The following is a 22520-nucleotide window of genomic DNA, read 5'->3' on the forward strand; positions in this document are numbered from 1 at the left end:
CGCGCCCATGGCTGGTTTTGGGCTTCGCCCGCCCCTGTTCGATCGCCTGGCCAGCCCGGCGCACGACCCTGAGCGGGCGTTCGACCGGCAGGCGTTGCAGGACTCGGTGCATGCCGAACTGATGCGCCTGTTCAACACCCGACGCGGCCCAAAGGCGCTGACCGAGCCGCCGAGCATCCTGGATTACGGCATCGCTGACTGGACCGCGCTACAGCAGCAGCGCAGCGATGACCGTCGCCAACTGACCCGCGAGATCCGCCAGGCCATCAACCACTTCGAACCGCGCCTGCGGTTGGGCGAGGTTCAGGTCAACCCTGTGCCGGGTCATCCCCAGCAACTGAACATACGGCTATTGGGCGAGTTGCGCGGCGACCAGCACTCATGGCCCGTGGCATTTGTCATCGAGCCCGCCAGCGACGGCCTTGAGGTACGACATGAGCGACTCGATTGACCCGCAACTGCTGGATTATTACCAGCGTGAACTGACCTGGCTGCGGCATGCCGGGAGCCTGTTCGCCGAACGTTACCCCAAGGTCGCCAGGCGCCTGGAGCTGTCTCCCGGCGAATGCCCGGACCCGCATGTCGAGCGACTGCTGGAGGGCTTCGCGTTGCTGGCCGCCCGCTTGCAGCGAAGACTGGACGACGACTATGCCGAGTTCAGCGACGCCTTGCTCGAACAGCTTTACCCCCTGGCCCTGCGTCCTTTGCCGTCCTGCGCCATCGTGCAGTTCGAGCCCGACCCGAGCAAAGGCAACCTCAATGAAGGTTATCCCCTGCCCCGGGACACGCCCTTGTTCGTCACCACCGACAAGGGGCAGAGCATTCATTTTCGCACCACGGCCGCCGTGCGCCTGTGGCCGATCGAAGTCAGTGAAGCGTTGCTGCTGGGCAGCGATGAGGCTCAAGCGCTGACGGGAGTGGTTCAGGCGCGTTCGGCCTTGCGCCTGAACCTGCACTGCCTGGGGGAAAGCCAATGGTCGACGCTGGGGATCGATTCCCTGCGGGTACACCTGGCAGCCTCACCGATGATCAACGCCTGGCTGTATGACCTGCTAGGCGCCCATGCCGTGAAGGTCCTGGCCGGCCCACCGGGCAGCGTACCGGAACCGCTGACTGGTCTGCCTGAGATCGTCGGTTTCGCCAGTGATCAAGCCTTGCTGCCGGACGAGGACGGTGTGCATCCCGGCATGCGTCTGCTGGCGGAATACTTCGCTTTCCCCGACAAATTCGGTTTTTTCGACCTGCCACTGGCCGGGGCGACCAGCGACAACCAATCGTTGTACCTGTACATCGTGTTCGACCGTGCGCCCGTCAGCCGCCTGCCGCTCCAGGCCAGTGACATCGCCCTGGGCTGCGCGCCAGTGATCAACCTGTTCCCCAGAACATCCGAGCCGCTACGCCCCGACGGCACTCGCAGCGAATACCGCCTGGTGGCCGACAGTCATCGAGAAAACAGCGTCGAGATCCACAGCATCCGCGGCATGCGCGCGATGTCGAGCCAGGGGGTGCGCAAAGTCCCGGCCTATTACGGCAGCCAGCACGGCAATGACCAGGCCTGTTACTGGCATGCACGACGAGTCAACGGCATGAGCCCCAATCGTCTAGGGACCGACTTGATGGTCAGCCTGGTGGACACTCAGTTCGATCCCCTGGCTGACACGCGGGACTACAGCCTCACTGCGGAGTTGCTGTGCACCAACCGGCATCTGGCCCAGAGCCTGCCGTCCGGCACGGCACTGGGTTTTGAGCGTCCCGGACCGGTGGCCTGGGCTCGCCTGCGCAACCCGCCCAGCCCGCAAAGCCTGCCACGCCTGGATGGCGAATCGCGCTGGCGGCTCGTGTCGCAACTGACCCTCAATCACCTGTCGCTGGTGGAAGGTCCCCAGGCGCTGGACGCGCTGCGGGAAATTCTCGAATTGCACAACCTGCGGGACGAAGCCAGTGCCCGACGACAGATCGCCGGGGTGCTGGAACTGGCCTGTGACCGGGTCATCGCCCATGTCGGCGAAGACGCCTGGCGCGGGTGGCGCAACGGGTTGCAAGTGCGCCTGCAACTGGACCCGCAACACTTCGTCGGCAGCAGCGCCGTGCTGTTCTCCGGGGTGCTGGCACAGTTCTTTTCCCTCTATGCCACCGCCAATCGGTTCGTGCGCACCGTGCTGGTTCAATCGGACAGGGAGGTGAAAACATGGCAACCCCAAGCCGGCAAACCCCTGACGCTCTGAACCTGAGCCAACGCTTGCGCCGCGATCCGCATCGTTTCGAATGGCTTCAGGCATTGCTGGTGCTGGAACGCGAACAGCCCCAGGCCGAAACCCTGGGCAGCGGCACCGCGCCCCATGCCGAAGCCCTGCGCCTGCGTGGGCCGTTGACACCACTGTTCGCCGCCAGTGAAGTCGAAAGCCTGAAGCAGGAGCCCGGCACGGCGCCCGTTCTGACCACGCCGATCTTTGGCCTCGGCGGCCCCGACGGTCCCTTGCCCTACGCTTATCAGGAATGGCTGCAACAGCGGGCACGGGCGCGCGATCATGCGCCGGCGGAGTTTCTCGACCTGTTCCAGCATCGCCTGCTCAGCTTGCTCTACAAAGTGATGCGCAAACACCGCATCGCCCTGGGTTTTACTGCACCGGCGGCGTCTGCCGTGCAGGCACAACTGCGCGCGTTGACCGGCCTGCTGCCCAAGGCTTTGCAAGAACGCCAGGCCGCACCCGATGCTGGCGTGCTGGCGTGTACCGCGCTGTACGCCGATGGCCGGCGCTCTCTGGCCGGGTTTGCGGCAGTCGTGCGCGAACAGTTCGGGCTGCCGGTGGAACTGACCGCCTACGAAGGTGGCTGGCGTGAAATCCCCCCCGCCAGCCGCAGCCGTTTGCAGCCCGGCGGGCGCAACTTGCGCCTGGGCCACAGCGCGATAGCCGGCATCCGGGTCTGGGACGAACATGCCGGCGTGCGCATGACCCTCGGACCGCTGACCGCCGCCCAGGCCAATACCTTGTTGCCCACTGGCGAGACCCATCCGTTACTCGCCAGCCTTTACGCCTTGTACTTCGGCCCCGATCTGGACTGCACCCTGGTGCTGCTGATCCGTGGCGCCGGGCCCCTGCAACTGGTTCGCCAGGCGCCGCCACGCTTGAGCTGGAACGGTGGCCTGCAACACCAGCCGAACCTTGCCGTACAACGGATCGAAACTCGCCTTCGTCAGCCGGAGATCGCCTGAAATGGAACTGGCCAGCCTGATCGGACGCCTCAACCCGGACAACCGCCGCGCTCTGGAGCGCGCCGCGCAGCGCTGCCTGCAACGCAGCCACCACTATGTGGAGATCGAGCACCTGTTGCTGGAACTGCTGGACATTGAAGGCGGTGACTTCGCCTGTCTGCTGCCACGCTTCGGCCTGGAGCGCGACGCGGTGGCGGCAGAAATCAACAAGGCCCTGGAGCTGTTCAAATCCGGCAGTACCCGCACGCCGGCCCTGTCGACGCAAACCATCGGCCTGCTGGAAGACGCCGTGGTACAGGCCAGCGTGCTGGGCCTGGACAGCATCCGTTCCGGCTTGTTGTTGCTGGCACTGTTGGACCGAGATGAGCGTCGCAGCCTGTTGCTCAACAGTGCTTCGTCGCTGTTGCGCATTCCCCGGGAGGCCTTGCGCGCCCATTTGCTGGAATGGACCGAAAGCTCTCGGGAACAGGTCGGCGGCGTGCGCCCGGCAAAACCCGGTGAGGCACCACAGAAACAGGACCCGGTGCTCGACCAATACACCCAGGACCTGACCGCCGATGCTCGGGCCGGACGCATCGACCCCATCGTCGGGCGCGACGGTGAGATACGCCAATGCATCGATATCCTGCTCAGGCGCCGGCAGAACAACCCGATCCTGGTGGGTGCACCGGGCGTCGGCAAGACCGCCGTGGTGGAGGGCCTGGCCCTGCGCATCGCCGCAGGCGACGTGCCTCCTTCGTTGCAGGAAGTCACGTTGCGCGTGCTGGATCTGGGCCTGTTGCAGGCCGGCGCGGGCGTCAAGGGCGAGTTCGAACAGCGCCTCAAAGGCGTTATCGACGCGGTACGCAGCGCGGAAAAACCGATTATTTTGTTTATCGACGAAGCCCACACCCTGATCGGTGCCGGCGGTGCTGAAGGTGGCAGCGATGCGGCCAACCTGCTCAAGCCGGCCCTGGCCCGAGGCGAGCTGCGCACCCTGGCCGCCACTACCTGGCTGGAATACAAAAAATACTTCGAGAAAGACCCGGCCCTGGCCCGGCGCTTCCAGTTGGTGCAGGTCGAAGAACCGGACGAGCTCACCGCCGTGGAAATGCTCCGTGGCGTGGCGACCAAACTGGAACAACACCACGGCGTCCAAGTGCTGGACGCGGCCATTCACGAGGCGGTGAAACTGTCCCACCGCTACATTTCCGGGCGGCAATTGCCAGACAAAGCCATCAGCGTGCTCGACACCGCCTGCGCCCGGGTCGCCCTCGGCCAACACGATGTGCCGCCGCCGCTGGAAAGCCTGCGCCACCGGCAGAACAGCCTCAAGGACGAAGTCGAACGCTTGCGCCGTGAACAGGCCACAGGGCTGGATCACCGCGAGCGGATCACCCTCCTGGAAACCGAGTCGGGCGCCAACGTGCAGGCCATCCGCGAGTTGGAGACCCGCTGGGGCGAAGAGCGCGAAGCGGTGCGCGAACTGCTCGACACCCGTCGCGAACTGCTGGCCTTGAGCGAACGCGCCGACGGTGAAAAACCCGACACCGAGATCGATAACCGCATCGACCACCTGGCCGCCGAACTGCTGCGTCTGGAAGCCGGCCTGGATGCCATTCGCCAGGACGATCCGCTGGTACCGGAACAGGTCGACAGCAAGACCGTCGCCGCCGTGATCGCCGGCTGGACCGGCATTCCGGTGGGCAAGATGCTCGCCGATGAAGCCCACGCCGTGCGCACCCTCGGCCAGCGCATGGGCCTGCGGGTGATGGGCCAGGACACCGCGTTGAACACCATTGCCCAGCGCCTGCAGGCCTACCGCGCGGGCCTTACCGATCCGCAAAAACCGGTCGGTGTGTTCCTGCTGGTGGGCCCCACCGGCGTGGGCAAGACCGAAACCGCCTACGCCCTGGCCGATGCCCTGTATGGCGGCGAACGCAACCTGATCAGCATCAACCTTTCGGAGTACCAGGAAGCCCACACCGTCAGCCAACTCAAGGGCGCCCCACCCGGCTATGTCGGCTACGGCAGCGGTGGTGTGCTCACCGAAGCGGTCCGGCGCAAACCCTATTCGGTGGTGTTGCTGGATGAAATCGAAAAGGCCCACCCGGATGTGCTCGAAGCGTTCTACAACGTCTTCGACAAAGGCCTGATGGAAGACGGCACCGGCCTGGTGGTGGATTTCAAGAACACCGTGATGCTCGCCACCAGCAACGTCGGCGCCGAACTGTTGCTGGACACGCCGGTGGCGCAACTGGGCACCGACGCCTTCAACGAAGCCTTGCACAAGGTGCTGCTGCAAGCGTTCCGCCCGGCGTTTTTGGCGCGCATGACGGTGGTGGCGTACCGGCCGCTGGATGAAGCGACATTGGAAGGGATCGTGCTGGCAAAACTGGAAAAATTGCGCGGGCGCTACAAGGCCGCGACCGGCAAGGCGTTCGAATTCGATGCCGGGATCGTCAAGGCCGTGTTGGCCAAATGCAGCGCGGCGGGGGCACGGGATGTCGAGAATGTGTTGATGACACAGGTGACAGGGAAATTGGCGGAGTGGGTGCTGGAGTAAGGAGTACAGGGCTCATGAGAATCGCTAGCTTCAACGTTGAAAAAAATGGCAAGTCTTCCACCCTGGAAAAGCAAACCCAGGTGGACATCTTTCTCTACAACTGTTGCTCCAGCAGCTACTGGGATGCGGACATCGTTTTTTTGTGTGAGATACATTCGGCGCAAATCGACAACTACCGCTCGAACCTGGCTGCCATCTACAAGAACTACAGTGTTTATGCTTTTACTGGCGGCTATTCGAACGCCTACATCGTCATGGTCAAAAGCTTTGAGCAATTGCAAGTGATCAGCCAGGGCAGCCTGTTTACCCTGAACAGGGATTTGATTGCGGTGGAGGCCAACGGCGTGAAGGGTTATACGGGCTACGTATTCCTCGCACACTTCAAGTCCGGCCAGAATGGTGTGACCAAGAGCCAGCTCAAATCCTGTACGTCCCTGGGCGGTAAATGGGTCGCAACAGGTGACCTGAACCTGGAATATAAAAACGTAGGACAGCTCGATACGGCGGGGCTTGCCTATGAGTGTTGGAACGGCCAGCAGACCCAGAACAAGGGCGGCATTCTCGATTGGGTACTGGCATCGGTGGACGTGAAGGTCGTGCCGGTCGACATCACCGGCCTCGCCCACGTGTTCGATATGTCCGGCCCCGATCACCGCCCCATCCTTTTCGATGTGACGAGCTGAACGACAACGGTCGTCGTTTTCCACGCCCTGCCGAGGACGCTTGATGCCCCGCTCCACCGACAGCAATACCACCCTCTCCCTCGCCGCCAGCTCGCTGTCGGCGCTGTACCCCGATTCGATCTCCGGCGAAGAACGCCTCAATGCCTTGGGTTCGCACATTCTCAACGGCATCAACGACGGCGCCTCGCTGGACCTCACCACAGCCGTCGCCAGCCACGTGACCACCACGCTGCACAAGGACGCCCTGCTGCGCCCGCTGGATTGGCTGGTGGCCGAGATTCGCCAACTGCCGGCCGATGCCACCGCCGAGCGTTATCAGCTTTTGCTCCGGCCCTGGCTCTGGTGGTTGAGCCTGGCCAGCAACAACCGCGTCTTCCAGAACCTCGCCACGTCGGACATCGTCATCACGATATTCAAGGCCCATGGTTTCACCGACTTCCAGCTCAAGCTCAGTGGCAGCTACACCCCACGTGAATACTGCGTGCAATACGGCGAAACCGATCTGGCCTTCGTCTCGCGCCTGCTGGAGGAAGACGGGATTTTCTGGTTCTTCAGCCATGAAGACGGCAAGCACACGCTGGTCCTGGCCGACAGCAACGACGCCTTCTTGCCGATCCCCAATGGCCCTACGGTGAATTATCTCGGGCAGAAAATGGGTGAACGAGAACTGCACGGCATCCGCTCAGGGCAGGTGTGCCTGCAGGCGGTGGCCGGGGTTTACCAGGCCACCGATTATGAATTCACCACGCCGACCACATCGCTCTTCAGCCAGGCAGAAGCCGTGGCCGGGGCGAGTTCAATGTACGAACATCCGGGCGGCTATACCGCCAAGGCCCAGGGCGATGCACTGACCAAGCAGCGGGTGGATGGCCTGCGCAGCCAGGAGAAGCGTTTTGTCGGCGAAAGCGACTGCCGTTGGCTGGTGCCGGGGTATTGGTTCACCCTCGCCGGCCATGAAGACTCGACGCTGAATATCGATTGGGTGGTGACCTCGGTCAGCCACGAAGCCAGCCACGATAGCTACCGAAACCGCTTCGAGGCGATTCCCAAGGCCACGACTTATCGACCGACCCGCACCACGCCAAAACCGCGCATGCACACTCAGACCGCACGGGTGGTGGGCAAGGCCGGCGAGGAAATCTGGACCGACGAATACGGGCGGATCAAGTTGCAGTTTCCCTGGGACCGCACCGGCAAGAACGACGAGAGTTCATCCTGCTGGGTGCGGGTGGTGTTGCCCTGGAGCGGCAAGGGATTTGGCATGCAGTTCGTGCCGCGCATCGGCCAGGAAGTCATCGTCACCTTCATCGACGGCGATCCCGACCGACCCCTGGTGACCGGCTGCGTCTACAACGGCGACAACGCCCTGCCCTACGCGCTGCCGGCCAACCAGACCCAGTCCGGGATCAAGACCAATTCGTCCAAAGGCGGCGGTGGTTTCAACGAGTTACGCTTCGAGGACAAGAAAGACGCCGAGGAGGTTTTTCTCCAGGCTCAGAAAGACTTCAACATCAACGTGCTCAACGACACCACCGCCACGGTCGGTCACGATGAAACCCTCACGGTGCAGAACGCTCGCACTCGTACGGTCAAGGAAGGTGACGAGACCGTCACCCTGGAAAAGGGCAAACGCAGCGTGACCATCCAGACCGGCAGCGACAGCCTCGATGTGAAAGACACCCGCACGGTGACCGTGGGTTCAGACCAGAATCACAGCACCGGGGGCAACTACGCGCACAAGGTCAGCGGTAACTATGAGCTGACGGTGGACGGCAACCTGACCATCAAGGTCAGTGGCACCCTGACCCTGCAAAGCGGTGGCAGCTTCGCGATCAAGAGCGGCGCGGACCTGGCGGCCCAGGCCAGCACGTCCATCAGCCAGAAGGCTGGAACCGCCCTGAGCAACCAGGCCGGTACGTCATTGGAAAACAAGGCCGGCACCACCCTGACCAACGACGCCGGCGTCAGTCTGGTGAACAAGGCCGCCGCCGAACAGACCGTGGACGGTGGCGGCATGCTGACCATCAAGGGCGGCCTGGTGAAGGTCAACTGACAGGAGTGCGCCGATGGCCTCGAAAAAAAAACTCGACCTTGAGCGTGACGACAGCCACCTGAGCGGGCAACTGGTCGACGGCCATCTGGACGGTCCGCTGCAGATTGATGAGGCTCAGCGCCCGCAAGCCAAACTCAACTACCAACAGGGTGAACTGCAAGGCACCAGCACGCTGTATCACCCCAACGGCAAAGTCTCGGCGGTGCTGCCCTTCGTCAAAGGCAAACTGCAGGGCGTGGCGAGCTTTTATGCCGCCGAAGGCCGGCTGCAGCGTCAGGCCACTTATCGGGGTGGGTTGCTGCACGGTGAAGCGAACAACTATTTCCCCGACGGGCAAGTGGCCGAGTCCGAGTTCTATCGTGACGGTGTGCGTGACGGTCGTTATCGACGCATGCACCCCAATGGCAACCCCGCCGTCGACGCCCGCTACCTCAACGGCCAACTGCTGGAGCCGGCACACGCCTACGCCGCAGACGGGCGACCACTGGACGCTGATGGCAAGCCGATCTCCAGGGTACGCTGGTGGTTCAGGCGCTGGAATGACCCGGCACAAGCCTGAACACACCGCCCTCACAGGGGATTTGAGGCAAGCACAAAATTTGTGTCCACTGAAGATCCAATGTGGGAGCGGGCTTGCTCGCGAAAGCGGTGGGTCAGTTGCAGTGATGTTGAATGTACCGACCTCTTCGCGAGCAAGCCCGCTCCCACAGGGGATCTTCAGTGGGCATAGTCCTGCAATCATCTAAGGACAGTGTGGAATCTGCACCCATCAAGGAATCAACATCTGCACCTGCCCCGGCACGACGATCTTGATGACCCCGGCCCAGGTACACATCAGGGTGCTGTTGGCATCGATGGCCGGCATGTTGCCCAGCAGCAGGGTTGGTGGGCCGCCGGGGATCCACGGGGTTGCGGTGGCAGGAATGCACGGCATGGGGGTCAGCACGCCCAATGCGGCGGCGGTCGCAGCGGCGACGGTCGGGTTAGCCAGGCTTTGACACATGCCGAAGGTGGTGATGTTCACCAGGGGGATGTGATCCATGATATTCGCCGCCGGCATCCCGCCGGTCAGCAGACGATTGACCGGCAGCACATTGAGCACCGCCGGGGCCGCGCCGAAACTGCATTGCAAGGTTGCGGTGCCACAGACTTGCGGGCATCCCATCGCGATGGCTCCCTGAAAAGCGACAGACGCTGAAACCATAGCTCATCCACCCGGCATCAGGCCCGCTGATTATCCTGCAACACGCTAACCTATAAGACCTTGGCGTGCTTGTGACGCCCCTCACCTGCCATTAGATTAACCAATGATCGATGGCCTCCAAAATAAGCAGAAGGGATAAGCATGGCGTTTACTGATCAGTCCACCCGTGTCCGCGACGGTGAAGAACTCGATGCCAGTCTGATTGACCCGTACCTCAAGGCCCATATTCCAGGCCTCACCGGCACGCCGCAGATCAGCCAGTTTCCCGGTGGCGCTTCGAACCTGACTTACTTGCTGGAATACCCTGAACAGGAGTTTGTGCTGCGGCGTCCGCCATTCGGCCATAAAGCCAAGTCCGCCCACGACATGGGCCGTGAATTCCGCATCCTCAATCAATTGCGCGAAGGTTTCCCGTATTGCCCGAAAGCCTATGTGCACTGCACCGATGAATCGGTGATGGGGGCCGAGTTCTACGTGATGGAACGGGTCAAGGGCATCATCCTGCGCTCCGACCTGCCAGCGGAACTGGGTTTTGACGCCGCCCGTACCGAAGCCCTGTGCAAGAGTTTCATCGACCGCCTCGTCGAACTGCATCAGGTTGACTACAAGGCTTGCGGCCTGGCCGACCTGGGCAAGCCTGAAGGCTACGTGGCCCGGCAGATTCGTGGCTGGAGCGACCGTTACGAAAAAGCCCTGACCCCGGACGCGCCGAAATGGGAGGCGGTCAAGGCCTGGCTCAACGACAAAATGCCCGCCGATCACCCCACCTCCAGCATCGTGCACAACGACTACCGCTTCGACAACGTGATCCTCGACCCGGAAAACCCGATGCAGATCATCGGCGTACTGGACTGGGAACTGACCACCCTTGGCGACCCGCTGATGGACCTGGGCAACAGCCTCGCCTACTGGATCGAAGCCGGCGACCCCGCCCCGGTACAACTGATGCGCCGCCAGCCCAGCCATGCACCGGGCATGCTGACCCGTCGCGAGTTCGTCGATTACTACGCCGAACGCTCCGGGATCCGCATCGACAATTTCGACTTCTATTACACCTACGGTCTGTTCCGCCTGGCCGGCATCGTCCAGCAGATCTACTACCGCTTCTTCCATGGCCAGACCCAGGACAAACGCTTCGCGCAGTTCGTTCAGATGAACAAACTGCTGGAGCAGATGAGCCTGCAGGTCATCAGCAAATCCACGCTCTGAGCGCACCTATAACAAGGAAACAGCATGTCCAAGACTCAGTTGTTCGACCTCGACGGTAAAATCGCTTTCGTTTCCGGCGCCAGCCGCGGCATCGGCGAGGCCATCGCCAAACTGTTGGCCCAGCAAGGCGCCCATGTGATCGTCTCGAGCCGCAAACTCGAGGGTTGCCAGCACGTGGCCGATGCCATCATTGCTGCGGGCGGCAAAGCCACCGCCATCGCTTGCCACATCGGTGAAATGGAGCAGATCAGCCAGGTATTCGCCGGCATCCGCGAACAGTTCGGGCGCCTGGACATCCTGGTGAACAACGCCGCCACCAACCCGCAGTTCTGCAACGTGCTGGACACCGACCTGGGGGCGTTCCAGAAAACCGTCGACGTGAACATTCGCGGCTATTTCTTCATGTCGGTGGAAGCCGGCAAACTGATGCGCGAGCACGGTGGCGGCAGCATCATCAACGTGGCTTCGATCAACGGCATTTCGCCGGGGATCTTCCAGGGCATCTATTCGGTGACCAAGGCCGCCGTCATCAACATGACCAAGGTGTTCGCCAAGGAATGCGCGCAATTCGGCATCCGCTGCAATGCCTTGCTGCCGGGCCTGACCGACACCAAGTTCGCCTCGGCGCTGGTCAAGAACGACGCGATCCTGAAAACCGCCCTGGCGCAGATCCCGCTCAAGCGCGTGGCCGACCCAAGCGAAATGGCCGGCGCGGTGCTGTACCTGGCCAGTGATGCGTCCAGCTATACCACCGGTGTGGCGTTGAATGTGGATGGGGGTTTCCTGTCCTGATGATGTTTCCCCTGTGGGAGCGAGCCTGCTCGCGATGACGTTGGATCAGCTAGCATTGATGTCACTGATCCACCGCTATCGCGAGCAGGCTCGCTCCCACAGGGGGTAGTGCAGTGAGCGCCAACAAAAGAATATTTATTCCAACATTTGCAATATGCGAATATTTATTCCATAAAGAGCCCTTCTGAAAATAAAAACTCAAAGGGCTCTTTCTCATGCGCGAACTCGGCATCGGTCTGATTGGCACTGGCTTCATGGGCCGTGCCCATGCCTTGGCATTTCATAATGCCAAAGCGGTGTTCGACCTTCCCCTGAACCTGAAACTGGTGGCCCTGGCCGATGCCGATCCCCAGCGTGCCCGACAGTGCGCCCAGAGCTGGGGGTTCGAGACGGCCCACAGCGATTGGCAACAACTGATCGACGACCCGAAGGTCAACCTGATCGCCATCACCACGCCCAACCATTTGCATTACCCGATGGCCATGGCTGCGCTAACGGCGGGCAAGCCGGTTTATTGTGAAAAGCCCCTGGCCGTGTCCCTCGAACAGGCCGACCAGATGCAACGGGCGGCCAAGGCGGCCGGCGTGGTCACGCGGGTCGGCTACAACTACCAGCACAACCCGCTTATTCAACGGGCGCGGGACATGATCCAGCGCGGGGAACTGGGGCAGATCATCAGTTTTCAGGGCGAGTTCAGCGAAGATTTCATGGCCGATCCGACCTCACCGTGGTCATGGCGCTGCGAAGCCGCCCACGCTGGCGGCGCATTGGCGGACCTGGGCAGCCACTTGCTGGCCATGGCCCGTCATTTATTGGGCGATGTCGAGGCGGTGTGTGCCGACAGCCAGACCGTACACAGCCAACGCCCCGCCAGTGCCGGTAACACTGAGCAGCGCACCATCGCCGTGGATGACCAAGTCCACGCCCTGCTGCGCTTCACCAGCGGCGCCCGAGGCACGGTCAGCAGCAGTTGGCTCAAGCACGGCTACAAGAATCACCTGAGTTTTGAGATCAGCGGCACGCTCGGCACCCTGGCGTTCGATCAGGAGCGACTGAACGAACTGCGCTTGTGCCGGGTCGGCCAAGGAGGATTCCAACGTCTGCTGGCCGGCCCGGACCTGCCGGGCTACGCCGCATTCAGCCCAGCGGCCGGGCATCAGTTGGGGTACAACGAATTGAAGACTCTGGAGGTCCAGGAATTGATCATGGCCATCGCCGGCCAGGGCGGCAACGGAACCGATTTTGAAGAAGCCTGGGAAGTGGAACGGCTGGCGGCCGCGATTCGCCTGGCGGCGCGGGAGGGGCGTTGGGTCAGGGTCAGCGAGCTATAACCGCTCACTTCAGTGAACTTCCCTGTGGTGAGGGGATTTATCCCCGTTGGGGTGCGAAGCGCCCCTAAAACTGCCTCCTCGTTGTGTCAGGCTAAATTTGGGGGCCGCTTCGCGGCCCAGCGGGATAAATCCCCCTCGCCACAGGGGGTCCAACTTCAATCTTGGCTTTGCAACTCAACCAACCGCGCCGCCAGCGCCTTGGCCTGGCTCGCGACATCGGTCACTGCGGTGCTTTCCCACCACATCCCGCGCAAGGGTGGCCCCATGGCGAACAAGCGGTTGGCAGGCTCGCCCTGGGCATCCAGCACTGCGCCATCGGCACGGGCGGCGATGCCCAGGGCCAGTGGACCAGGCTGGATCAATCCGCGAGCCAGCAGTTGTTGGGGCAACGCTCGTGCAACCCGGCGCCAATCGTATTCGATGCCACTGGAGTTGATCAGCGCAGCGCCCTGCACCACCGTTAGATCCGCCTCACCCCGCCGCCGAATGCGAATATTTACCGTCCCCTCGCCAGACGCCGCCAAGCCCTTGAACGATGCCGCCTGAATCCGCAGCCGCCCTTGCTCGTGCAGCCGCGCCACCAGCTCGGCGCTCAAGGGCGGCGAACGATGATGATGGCTCTCCCACCAGGGCCGCACATGGCGCACGAATTGTCGGCGCTGCACATCGCTGGCCTGGCTCCACAAGCGCCCGATGTGCGCACGCACCGTATCCAGCGGGGCCTGCCAGTCGATGCCCTCGGCCTGGGCCTGACGACATTGCTCACGCAGAGCGCGCATCAATTGGCGTGGCGAGCGCAGGCTGTGATCGTCGGCGAGAAAGTCCACCCACTCAGGCGGTTGTCGACGCACATGGGGCAGCAGGCCATGGCGGGAAAACACTTCGATAGGTCCGCGATGCCCGGCCTGCTCCAGGGACACCACGGCATCCACCATGGTCAGCCCTGAGCCAATGATCAACACCGTGGATTGCGGATCGAGCCGACACATCGCCGCTACATCCCAAGGGTCCAGCGCGGCGGCATTCAAGCCGCTGGATTCGGTCTGCGGGGTGCGCGCCGCCGGGAACATGCCCGTGGCGAGCACCGCGAAACGTCCGCGCAAGGTCTGGCCATCGCTCAGCGTCAACACCACGGTGTCAGCCGCGACCTGCAGATCGACGGCTTCGCCACGCACATGCTCCGCCACCGAGCCATTGCGGGCTCCCTGCGCCCGGGCTTCAGCGAGGCGCTGCTGCACATATAAACCGAAGATTCCACGGGGCGGGAACAGTTCGCTGACCGGCACATGCTGCTGATCCGACTCGGGCCAGCCACCGGCCTCGATGAATTCGGCGAGCCATTGGGTCAGGTCATCGGCGTTGTCCGGATCGACGCTCATCCGCGCGGCGTTGCCGTTCAAGGTGTGGCCCAGCTCCACGGCACTGTAGGCCTCGCCCCGCCCCAGTTCGCTGCGCGGCTCGACAATCAGCACGCTGCGCCGGCCAGGCAGACGCAATAGCTGCGCCGCCAGCATGGCTCCGCTCAGGCCACCGCCGACGATCAAGACGTCGGCCTCGCGGGTGATGCTGCTGCCAGGTCGATCCAGCGCTGTATGCATGTCGCTCTCCAGGAATCAAATCACCACGTTGCGTACGAATCTCGTCGCCACCGGACCATCATTACGATACGCATGGGGCTGGTTGCTGGCGAACATGAAAAACTCACCGGCGCCAATCTGGCGCTCTTCGCTGCCCAGCATCAGGGTCAGGCAACCCTCGAATACATAGAGCTGCTCGCTCCAGCCATCGGCATCGGGTTCGGATGGGTAATGCTCGCCTGGCTCCAGGCGCCATTCCCAAAGTTCGACTTCGCGGCTGGCAGTGGCCTTGGCCAGCAGCACGGCTTTGCTGCCGGGGATAGTACCGGCCCAGGCCAGTTCGTTGATGCGACTCGGGTCACGCGCATCGGGGGCCTGGATCAGGTCGCTGAAAGCCACGTCGAGGGCTTCGGCGACACGGTCGAGGGTAGTCAGGCTGACATTCTTTTCGCCGGCCTCGATGGCCACCAACATGCGCCGGCTGACCCCGGACAGTTCGGCCAGGGTTGTCTGGCTGAGCTGCGCGGCGTGGCGCAGGCGGCGGACGTTCTGGCTGACGTGTTGCAGGACGGATGCCCGCTGGCCGTTTTCTTTGTGCACTATATTGCTCATCTGCTGGGGTTGCGCATTATACTGCCCACCTTCTTCGGGCGCATTGTGCGTCCGCCCCAAGTGGCGCGCAAGGTCATGGCATTGGTGAACTCCCCTCAAGCTTCCTCCCGTTTCTCCAGGTTCAGCAAGGCCGAATGCGTGCTAGTGCTGATCACCATGATCTGGGGTGGGACGTTCTTGCTGGTGCAGCACGCCATGACCGTCAGCGGACCGATGTTTTTCGTCGGCCTGCGTTTTGCCGCCGCCGCAGCGTTCGTCGCGCTGTTCTCCTGGCGTCATCTGCGCGACCTGACCCTGTTCGAACTCAAGGCCGGAAGCTTCATCGGCGTGGCGATCATGCTCGGTTATGGCTTGCAGACCGTCGGCCTGCAGACCATTCCCAGCAGCCAGTCGGCGTTCATCACCGCGCTTTACGTGCCGTTCGTGCCGCTGTTGCAGTGGCTGGTGCTGGGCCGTCGGCCCGGCTTGATGCCCAGCCTGGGCATCATGCTGGCCTTCACCGGGTTGATGCTGGTGTCGGGCCCGGCCGGGGCGTCGTTGAATTTCAGCCCCGGTGAAATCGCCACGCTGATCAGCGCCATCGCCATTGCCGCCGAAATCATTCTGATCAGCGCCTACGCCGGCCAGGTCGATGTGCGCCGGGTCACCGTGGTGCAACTGGCAAGCACGGCGGTGCTGGCCTTTTTGATGGTGGTGCCGACCCAGGAAAGCATCCCGGACTTCTCCTGGCTGTTGCTGGTCAGCGCCGTGGGCCTGGGGGCGGCCAGCGCGGCGATCCAGGTGGCGATGAACTGGGCGCAGAAAAGCGTCTCGCCCACCCGCGCCACGCTGATCTATGCCGGCGAACCGGTGTGGGCCGGGATTGCCGGGCGCCTGGCGGGCGAGCGGTTGCCGGCGATTGCGCTGGTAGGCGCGGGGCTGATCGTGGCGGCGGTGATCGTCAGCGAACTGAAGACCCGCAGCAAAATGGTCAACGAGGCGGATGAGGTGCTTAAGCGCGAACGTTAAGGCAATCGAAAAACCTCTCGAAAAGTCGTTTCTCTAAAAAGATCGCAGCCTTCGGCAGCTCCTACACACGCAAAATAGGAATACTCCACCTGCCTTGTAGGATTCTGCGACAGCCTGGCGGTTGGTGATCGAACGTCCGCCACGTATGATCCCTGACAAACTCCCGCCGAATAGAAGCCTATGTCACTGATAGTTCTATTGCTTTTGCCCTTCATCGGCAGCTGTGTCGCGGCGCTGCTGCCGCATAACGCCCGTAATGCCGAATCCTTGCTGGCAGGCCTTGTGGCCTTGGTCGGCACCGTTCAGGTGGCTTTGCTGTACCCGCAGATCGCCGACGGCGGTGTGATCCGTGAGGAGTATTTCTGGTTACCGAGCCTGGGCTTGAATTTCGTGCTGCGCCTGGACGGTTTCGCCTGGCTGTTCGCGATGCTGGTGCTGGGCATCGGCACGCTGGTGTCGCTGTACGCCCGCTATTACATGTCGCCGGACGACCCGGTGCCGCGTTTCTTTGCATTTTTCCTGGCGTTCATGGGCGCCATGCTGGGGTTGGTGATTTCCGGTAACTTGATCCAGATGGTGTTCTTCTGGGAGCTGACCAGCCTGTTCTCATTCCTGCTGATCGGCTATTGGCATCACCGTTCTGATGCCCGACGCGGTGCCTACATGGCCTTGATGGTGACCGGGGCCGGCGGGTTGTGCCTGCTGGCCGGCGTGATGATCCTCGGCCATGTGGTGGGCAGCTATGACCTGGACAAGGTCCTGGCTGCCGGCAACCTGATCCGTGACCACGCCCTCTACCCCGTCCTGCTGACGCTGATTCTGATTGGCGCGCTGAGCAAAAGCGCACAGTTCCCTTTCCACTTCTGGCTTCCCCATGCCATGGCCGCGCCCACCCCGGTGTCGGCGTATCTGCATTCGGCCACGATGGTCAAGGCCGGTGTATTCCTGCTGGCGCGGTTGTGGCCGGCGCTGTCGGGCAGTGAACAATGGTTCTACATCGTCGGCGGCGCCGGCGCCTGTACCTTGTTGCTCGGTGCCTACTGCGCGATGTTCCAGAATGACCTCAAGGGCCTGCTGGCCTATTCCACCATCAGCCATCTGGGGTTGATCACCCTGCTGCTGGGCCTCAACAGTCCACTGGCGGCGGTGGCGGCGGTGTTCCATATTCTGAACCACGCCACCTTCAAAGCCTCGCTGTTCATGGCCGCCGGGATCATCGACCACGAAAGCGGCACCCGCGATATTCGCCGGCTCAGCGGCCTGGTGCGGCTGATTCCGTTCACCGCCACCCTGGCCATGGTCGCCAGCGCGGCGATGGCCGGGGTTCCGCTGCTCAACGGGTTCCTGTCCAAGGAAATGTTCTTCGCCGAAACCGTGTTCATCTCCGCCACGGCCTGGGTCGAGCTGGCGCTGCCGATCATCGCCACCCTTGCCGGGACCTTCAGCGTCGCCTACTCCCTGCGCTTTACCGTGGACGTGTTCTTCGGCCCCCCCGCCACCGACCTGCCCCATACCCCCCATGAACCGCCACGCTGGATGCGTGCGCCGGTGGAGTTGCTGGTGTTCGCCTGTCTGCTGGTGGGCATTTTCCCGGCCCAGGTGGTCGGCTCGTTGCTGGCCGCCGCCGCGTTGCCGGTGGTGGGCGGCCCGTTGCCCGAGTACAGCCTGGCGATCTGGCACGGCCTGAACGCGCCGATGATCATGAGCCTGGTGGCGATGTCCGGCGGCATCGTGCTTTACCTGCTGCTGCGCAATCAGTTCAAACAGGGCCACATCAAGCATCCGCCGTTCATTGGCCGATTCAGCGGCAAGCGCCTGTTCGAGCGTTGCCTGGTGCTGATGATGCGTCAGGGCCGCCGGCTGGAACGCAAGATCAGCACCCGACGCCTCCAAGGGCAGTTGTTCTGGTTGGTGCTGGCCGCCGTACTGGCCGGGTTGATCCCGATGCTCAACAGCACGCTGGTGTGGGGCGACCGGCCGAAGATCCCTGGCTCCATTGTGTTCGTGACCCTGTGGCTGTTGGCAATCGCCTGCGCCCTGGGCGCGGCCTGGCAGGCCAAGTATCACCGGCTCGCGGCCCTGACCATGGTCAGCGTCTGCGGCCTGATGACCTGCGTGACCTTCGTCTGGTTCTCAGCCCCCGATCTGGCCCTGACGCAACTGGCCGTGGAAGTGGTAACCACTGTGCTGATCTTGCTGGGCCTGCGCTGGCTGCCCCGGCGGATCGAGGATGCAGCGCCGCGGCCCAACAGCGAACGACGCGCACGCCTCCGGCGCCTGCGGGACTTGCTGCTGTCCATCACCGTCGGAGGCGGCATGGCGCTGCTGTCCTACGCGATGCTGACCCGCCAGACCCCCAACGATATTTCATCGTTTTACCTCAGTCGGGCCCTGCCCGAGGGCGGCGGCAGCAACGTGGTGAACGTGATGCTGGTGGATTTCCGCGGCTTCGACACCCTCGGAGAGATCACCGTGCTGGTAGCGGTTGCCCTGGCGGTCTTCGCCCTGCTGCGACGTTTCCGGCCGCCAAAGGAAAGCATGCAGCTACCGGCACAACAGCGGCTGCTGGCACCCGACGTGGTGACCGATCTGGTCAACCCGCGCCACGCCAGTGATACCGCGCTGGGCTTCATGATGGTGCCGTCGGTGCTGGTGCGTCTGCTGCTGCCGATTTCTCTGGTGGTGTCGTGTTACCTGTTCATGCGCGGTCACAACCAACCCGGTGGCGGTTTCGTGGCCGGGCTGGTGATGTCGGTGGCGTTCATTCTGCAATACATGGTCGCCGGCACCCAATGGGTCGAGGCCCAGATGAGCCTGCGTCCGCTGCGCTGGATGGGCACGGGGCTGTTGTTTGCCACGGTCACGGGACTTGGCGCGATGGCGGTGGGCTATCCGTTCCTGACCACCCATACCTGGCATTTCGAGTTGCCGTTGCTGGGGGATATTCACTTGGCCAGCGCACTGTTTTTCGACATCGGCGTCTATGCCGTGGTGGTCGGCTCGACCCTGTTGATTCTCACCGCCCTGGCTCACCAGTCGGTGCGGGCCCACAAGCCTGGCCTGCACCCCAAACCCATTGCACAACCGGTAGCAGGAGGCACGGCCTGATGGAAGAAGTCATCGCAATAGCAATTGGCGTACTGGCCGCCTCCGGGGTCTGGCTGGTGCTGCGACCACGGACCTTTCAAGTGGTCATGGGCCTGTGCCTGCTGTCCTATGGCGTCAACCTGTTCATCTTCAGCATGGGCAGCCTGTTCATCGGCAAGGAACCGATCATCAAGGACGGCATCCCCCAGGATCTGCTGCACTACACCGACCCACTGCCCCAGGCCCTGGTCTTGACCGCGATTGTGATCAGCTTCGCCATGACCGCGTTGTTCCTGGTGGTCCTGCTGGCCTCCCGGGGCCTGACCGGCACCGACCATGTGGACGGCCGGGAGCCCAAGGAATGATGTTGACGCCTCACTTGATCGCCGCCCCTATCCTGCTGCCACTGTTCACCGCTGCGGTGATGCTCATGCTGGGCGAAAAGCATCGCCCGCTCAAAGCGCGGATCAACCTGCTTTCCAGCCTGCTGGGCCTGGGTATCGCCATGCTGTTGCTGTACTGGACCCAGGACCAGGCCCTGCCCGCCTCTATCGGCGTGTACCTGCCGGGCAACTGGCAGGCACCATTCGGCATCGTGCTGGTAGTCGATCGCCTGTCGGCGCTGATGCTGGTGTTGACCGGGATCATCGGCGTCAGTGCCTTGCTGTTTGCCACAGCCCGTTGGGATCGCGCCGGGGCGAGTTTCCATGCGCTGTTCCAGATCCAGTTGATGGGCCTCTACGGGGCCTTCCTTACGGCGGATCTGTTCAACCTGTTTGTGTTCTTCGAGGTGCTGCTGGCCGCTTCCTACGGTTTGATGCTGCACGGCTCGGGCCGGGCGCGGGTGTCGTCGGGGTTGCACTACATTTCCATCAATCTGCTGGCCTCGTCGCTGTTCCTGATCGGCGCGGCGCTGATCTATGGCGTCACCGGCACCTTGAACATGGCTGACCTGGCGTTGAAGGTGCCCCTGGTGCCGGAAGCCGACCGGGGCTTGCTGCACGCCGGGGCAGGCATCCTGGCGGTGGCGTTCCTGGCCAAGGCCGGCATGTGGCCGCTGAATTTCTGGCTGGTGCCGGCTTACAGCGCCGCCAGTGCGCCGGTGGCGGCCCTGTTCGCGATCATGACCAAGGTGGGCGTCTACACGATCCTGCGCCTGTGGACGTTGCTGTTCTCCGGCCAGGCCGGCGCCTCGGCCTATTTCGGCGGCGACTGGCTGATCTACGGCGGCATGGCCACGATCGTCTGTGCCGCCATCGCCATTCTGGCGGCCCAGCGTCTGGAGCGCATGGCCAGCCTGAGTATCCTGGTGTCCGCCGGGATCCTGTTGTCGGCCATCGGCTTTGCCCAGCCGAACCTGGTGGGGGCGGCGCTGTTTTATCTGGTGAGTTCGACCCTGGCACTCTGTGCGTTGTTTTTGCTGGCCGAGCTGATCGAACGCTCGCGCTCAGCCAATGAACCGTCGCTGGAGGACGATCTCGATGTCCTGCCTCGGCCACTTGAATCCCTGCAACCGCCCAAGGGCATCAACCTTGATGACGAACAGAAAGCCGTGGTCGGGCAAGTCATTCCCTGGACCATGGCTTTCCTCGGCTTGAGTTTCATCGCCTGCACGCTGTTGGTGGTGGGCATGCCGCCGCTTTCGGGGTTCATCGGCAAGCTGGGGCTCATGAGCGCGCTGCTCAACCCCCAAGGCCTGCAGGCAAGCATCGGGGCGCCAATATCGAATCAGGCCTGGGGCCTGTTGGCGTTGCTTATTCTCTCTGGGTTGGCCTCACTGATCGCATTCACGCGGCTGGGTATCCAGCGCTTCTGGACGCCGCAAGAGCGACCTTCACCGTTGTTGCGCCCTTTTGAATGCGTGCCGATCATTGTGCTATTGGGATTGGGCATCGCGCTCACCTTCAAGGCCGAGGCCCTGCTGCGTTACACCCAGACCGCCGCCGAAGGGCTGAACAACCCGGAACATTATGTGATGTCGGTCCTCGCCACCCGCCCAGTCCCGGGCCCGCAAACGAGCACCGCGTTGCTGGAGGTGCAGCCATGAAGCGCCTGTTCCCCGCCCCTTGGCTGTCTCTGGCGCTTGGATTGCTGTGGCTGATATTGAACCTGTCCGTCAGCCTCGGGCACCTGCTGCTGGGGGCGGCGCTGGGCTTTCTGGCACCGCTGATGCTGCGCCCGTTGCGACCGCGGCCCATTCATATCCGGCGACCGGGGGCGGTGCTGCGCCTGTTTCTGATGGTGGGTCAGGACGTGCTGATGTCCAACCTCGCGGTGGCCTGGGGCGTGCTGAACATCGGGCGCCGGCCTCCTCGCTCGCAGTTCATCAAAGTGCCGCTGGATCTGCGCGATGCCAACGGTCTGGCGGCCCTTTCGATGATTGCCACGGTGATTCCCGGCACGGTCTGGTCGGAACTGGCTCTGGACCGCAGCATTCTGCTGGTACACGTGTTCGATCTGGACGACGAAGCGGCCTTCATCGCGCATTTCAAGGCGACCTATGAGCGCCCATTGATGGAGATCTTCGAATGAGCCCGTTGCTGTCCAATGCGATTTTATTGAGCCTGTTACTGTTCTGCATGGCGATGGCCCTGACCCTGCTGCGGCTGTTCAAGGGGCCGTCGGCACAGGATCGGGTACTGGCCCTGGACTATCTGTACATCGTGGCAATGCTGATGATGCTGGTGTTGGGTATCCGTTACGCCAGTGACACCTATTTCGAGGCGGCGCTGCTCATCGCCCTGTTCGGCTTTGTCGGTTCGTTCGCCCTGGCCAAGTTCCTGTTGCGCGGCGAGGTGATCGAATGAGCGGCGAACTGTCGATGTGGGTCGAAATTCCGGTGGCGATCCTGCTGGTGCTCAGCGGCTTGTTTGCTTTGATCGGTGCCATCGGCCTGGTGCGCCTGAAGGATTATTTCCAACGCATGCACCCGCCAGCGCTGGCTTCAACCCTGGGGGCCTGGTGCGTGGCGTTGGCCTCGATCATCTATTTTTCAGCGCTCAAATCCGGCCCGGTGCTGCATGCCTGGCTGATACCGATCCTGCTGTCTATCACCGTCCCGGTGACCACCCTGTTGCTGGCCCGGGCGGCGTTGTTTCGCAAACGCATGGCCGGCGATGACGTACCGGCAGAAGTCAGCAGCCGCAGGACGGATCAGGGCGACTCACCAATGCCTTGAGAGCGAGGGGGTTATCTGCCAAGGATA

General features: G+C 62.8%; 20 protein-coding genes. 17 read left to right on the forward strand and 3 right to left on the reverse strand.

The window, feature by feature from the left end:
* Positions 1–7 precede the first annotated feature (7 nt).
* From tssE to AAIS01_RS22075, 7 genes are read left to right on the forward strand one after another with little or no spacing between them, the layout of a single operon-like run.
* The gene (tssE, locus tag AAIS01_RS22045) at positions 8–451 is read left to right on the forward strand and encodes a type VI secretion system baseplate subunit TssE (protein WP_343470679.1); all 444 of its coding nucleotides are present in this window, start codon (positions 8–10) and stop codon (positions 449–451) included.
* Entirely contained in the window at positions 435–2225 is a 1791-nt protein-coding gene (gene tssF, locus AAIS01_RS22050; RefSeq protein WP_343470680.1) for a type VI secretion system baseplate subunit TssF, read from the forward strand. Before tssE ends, tssF begins: the two co-directional genes overlap by 17 nt.
* Positions 2189–3214: a type VI secretion system baseplate subunit TssG gene (gene tssG / locus AAIS01_RS22055; RefSeq protein WP_343470681.1), complete on the forward strand. Its 1026-nt coding sequence runs from the start codon at positions 2189–2191 to the stop codon at positions 3212–3214. Before tssF ends, tssG begins: the two co-directional genes overlap by 37 nt.
* 1 nt (position 3215) lies before the next feature.
* On the forward strand, positions 3216–5759 hold the full coding sequence (tssH, locus tag AAIS01_RS22060; protein ID WP_343470682.1) for a type VI secretion system ATPase TssH: 2544 nt from the start codon (positions 3216–3218) through the stop codon (positions 5757–5759).
* A 14-nt stretch (positions 5760–5773) separates the two neighbouring features.
* Positions 5774–6442: a hypothetical protein gene (locus AAIS01_RS22065; RefSeq protein WP_343470683.1), complete on the forward strand. Its 669-nt coding sequence runs from the start codon at positions 5774–5776 to the stop codon at positions 6440–6442.
* A 43-nt stretch (positions 6443–6485) separates the two neighbouring features.
* On the forward strand, positions 6486–8495 hold the full coding sequence (tssI, locus tag AAIS01_RS22070) for a type VI secretion system tip protein TssI/VgrG (RefSeq protein ID WP_343470684.1): 2010 nt from the start codon (positions 6486–6488) through the stop codon (positions 8493–8495).
* A 13-nt stretch (positions 8496–8508) separates the two neighbouring features.
* The gene (locus AAIS01_RS22075; RefSeq protein ID WP_343470685.1) at positions 8509–9054 is read left to right on the forward strand and encodes a toxin-antitoxin system YwqK family antitoxin; all 546 of its coding nucleotides are present in this window, start codon (positions 8509–8511) and stop codon (positions 9052–9054) included.
* A gap of 210 nt (positions 9055–9264) precedes the next feature.
* Here AAIS01_RS22075 and AAIS01_RS22080 read toward each other — a convergent pair whose 3' ends face one another.
* Positions 9265–9660 carry a DUF4280 domain-containing protein gene (locus AAIS01_RS22080; protein WP_047225728.1) on the reverse strand — a complete coding sequence of 132 codons (396 nt, stop codon included), beginning with the start codon at positions 9658–9660 and terminating at the stop codon, positions 9265–9267.
* A gap of 180 nt (positions 9661–9840) precedes the next feature.
* Here AAIS01_RS22080 and AAIS01_RS22085 point away from each other — a divergent pair, with 180 nt between their 5' ends.
* The 3 genes from AAIS01_RS22085 (at position 9841) to AAIS01_RS22095 (ending at position 13031) form a co-directional block, all read left to right on the forward strand.
* Positions 9841–10908: a phosphotransferase family protein gene (locus AAIS01_RS22085; RefSeq protein WP_343470687.1), complete on the forward strand. Its 1068-nt coding sequence runs from the start codon at positions 9841–9843 to the stop codon at positions 10906–10908.
* A gap of 24 nt (positions 10909–10932) precedes the next feature.
* On the forward strand, positions 10933–11700 hold the full coding sequence (locus tag AAIS01_RS22090) for an SDR family oxidoreductase (RefSeq protein ID WP_092396815.1): 768 nt from the start codon (positions 10933–10935) through the stop codon (positions 11698–11700).
* A 215-nt stretch (positions 11701–11915) separates the two neighbouring features.
* On the forward strand, positions 11916–13031 hold the full coding sequence (locus AAIS01_RS22095; protein WP_343470689.1) for a Gfo/Idh/MocA family protein: 1116 nt from the start codon (positions 11916–11918) through the stop codon (positions 13029–13031).
* Between the two features lie 155 nt (positions 13032–13186).
* Here AAIS01_RS22095 and AAIS01_RS22100 read toward each other — a convergent pair whose 3' ends face one another.
* Complete coding sequence (locus AAIS01_RS22100; protein WP_343470690.1) at positions 13187–14629, reverse strand: FAD/NAD(P)-binding protein; 1443 nt, start codon at positions 14627–14629, stop codon at positions 13187–13189.
* A 15-nt stretch (positions 14630–14644) separates the two neighbouring features.
* Positions 14645–15208 carry a helix-turn-helix domain-containing protein gene (locus AAIS01_RS22105; RefSeq protein ID WP_343470691.1) on the reverse strand — a complete coding sequence of 188 codons (564 nt, stop codon included), beginning with the start codon at positions 15206–15208 and terminating at the stop codon, positions 14645–14647.
* Between AAIS01_RS22105 and AAIS01_RS22110 the strand changes: the two genes are divergently transcribed.
* The 7 genes from AAIS01_RS22110 (at position 15203) to AAIS01_RS22140 (ending at position 22493) form a co-directional block, all read left to right on the forward strand.
* Entirely contained in the window at positions 15203–16228 is a 1026-nt protein-coding gene (locus AAIS01_RS22110; protein WP_343470692.1) for a DMT family transporter, read from the forward strand. The two genes, AAIS01_RS22105 and AAIS01_RS22110, sit on opposite strands and share 6 nt — an antisense overlap.
* A 180-nt stretch (positions 16229–16408) precedes the next feature.
* Positions 16409–19336, forward strand: a complete 2928-nt coding sequence (locus AAIS01_RS22115) for a monovalent cation/H+ antiporter subunit A (protein ID WP_343470693.1) — start codon at positions 16409–16411, stop codon at positions 19334–19336.
* Complete coding sequence (locus tag AAIS01_RS22120; RefSeq protein WP_047225720.1) at positions 19336–19680, forward strand: Na+/H+ antiporter subunit C; 345 nt, start codon at positions 19336–19338, stop codon at positions 19678–19680. The genes AAIS01_RS22115 and AAIS01_RS22120 overlap by 1 nt, the downstream gene beginning before the upstream one ends.
* Positions 19677–21362 carry a monovalent cation/H+ antiporter subunit D gene (locus AAIS01_RS22125; protein WP_343470696.1) on the forward strand — a complete coding sequence of 562 codons (1686 nt, stop codon included), beginning with the start codon at positions 19677–19679 and terminating at the stop codon, positions 21360–21362. Before AAIS01_RS22120 ends, AAIS01_RS22125 begins: the two co-directional genes overlap by 4 nt.
* On the forward strand, positions 21359–21847 hold the full coding sequence (locus AAIS01_RS22130) for a Na+/H+ antiporter subunit E (RefSeq protein ID WP_343470697.1): 489 nt from the start codon (positions 21359–21361) through the stop codon (positions 21845–21847). The genes AAIS01_RS22125 and AAIS01_RS22130 overlap by 4 nt, the downstream gene beginning before the upstream one ends.
* On the forward strand, positions 21844–22122 hold the full coding sequence (locus tag AAIS01_RS22135) for a K+/H+ antiporter subunit F (protein WP_214912127.1): 279 nt from the start codon (positions 21844–21846) through the stop codon (positions 22120–22122). Before AAIS01_RS22130 ends, AAIS01_RS22135 begins: the two co-directional genes overlap by 4 nt.
* Positions 22119–22493, forward strand: coding sequence for a Na+/H+ antiporter subunit G (locus AAIS01_RS22140; protein WP_214912126.1), 375 nt, complete (start codon positions 22119–22121; stop codon positions 22491–22493). The genes AAIS01_RS22135 and AAIS01_RS22140 overlap by 4 nt, the downstream gene beginning before the upstream one ends.
* Positions 22494–22520: the final 27 nt, after the last annotated feature.

The organism is Pseudomonas halotolerans (assembly GCF_039581215.1).
GTDB classification, from domain to species: Bacteria; Pseudomonadota; Gammaproteobacteria; order Pseudomonadales; family Pseudomonadaceae; genus Aquipseudomonas; species Aquipseudomonas tehranensis.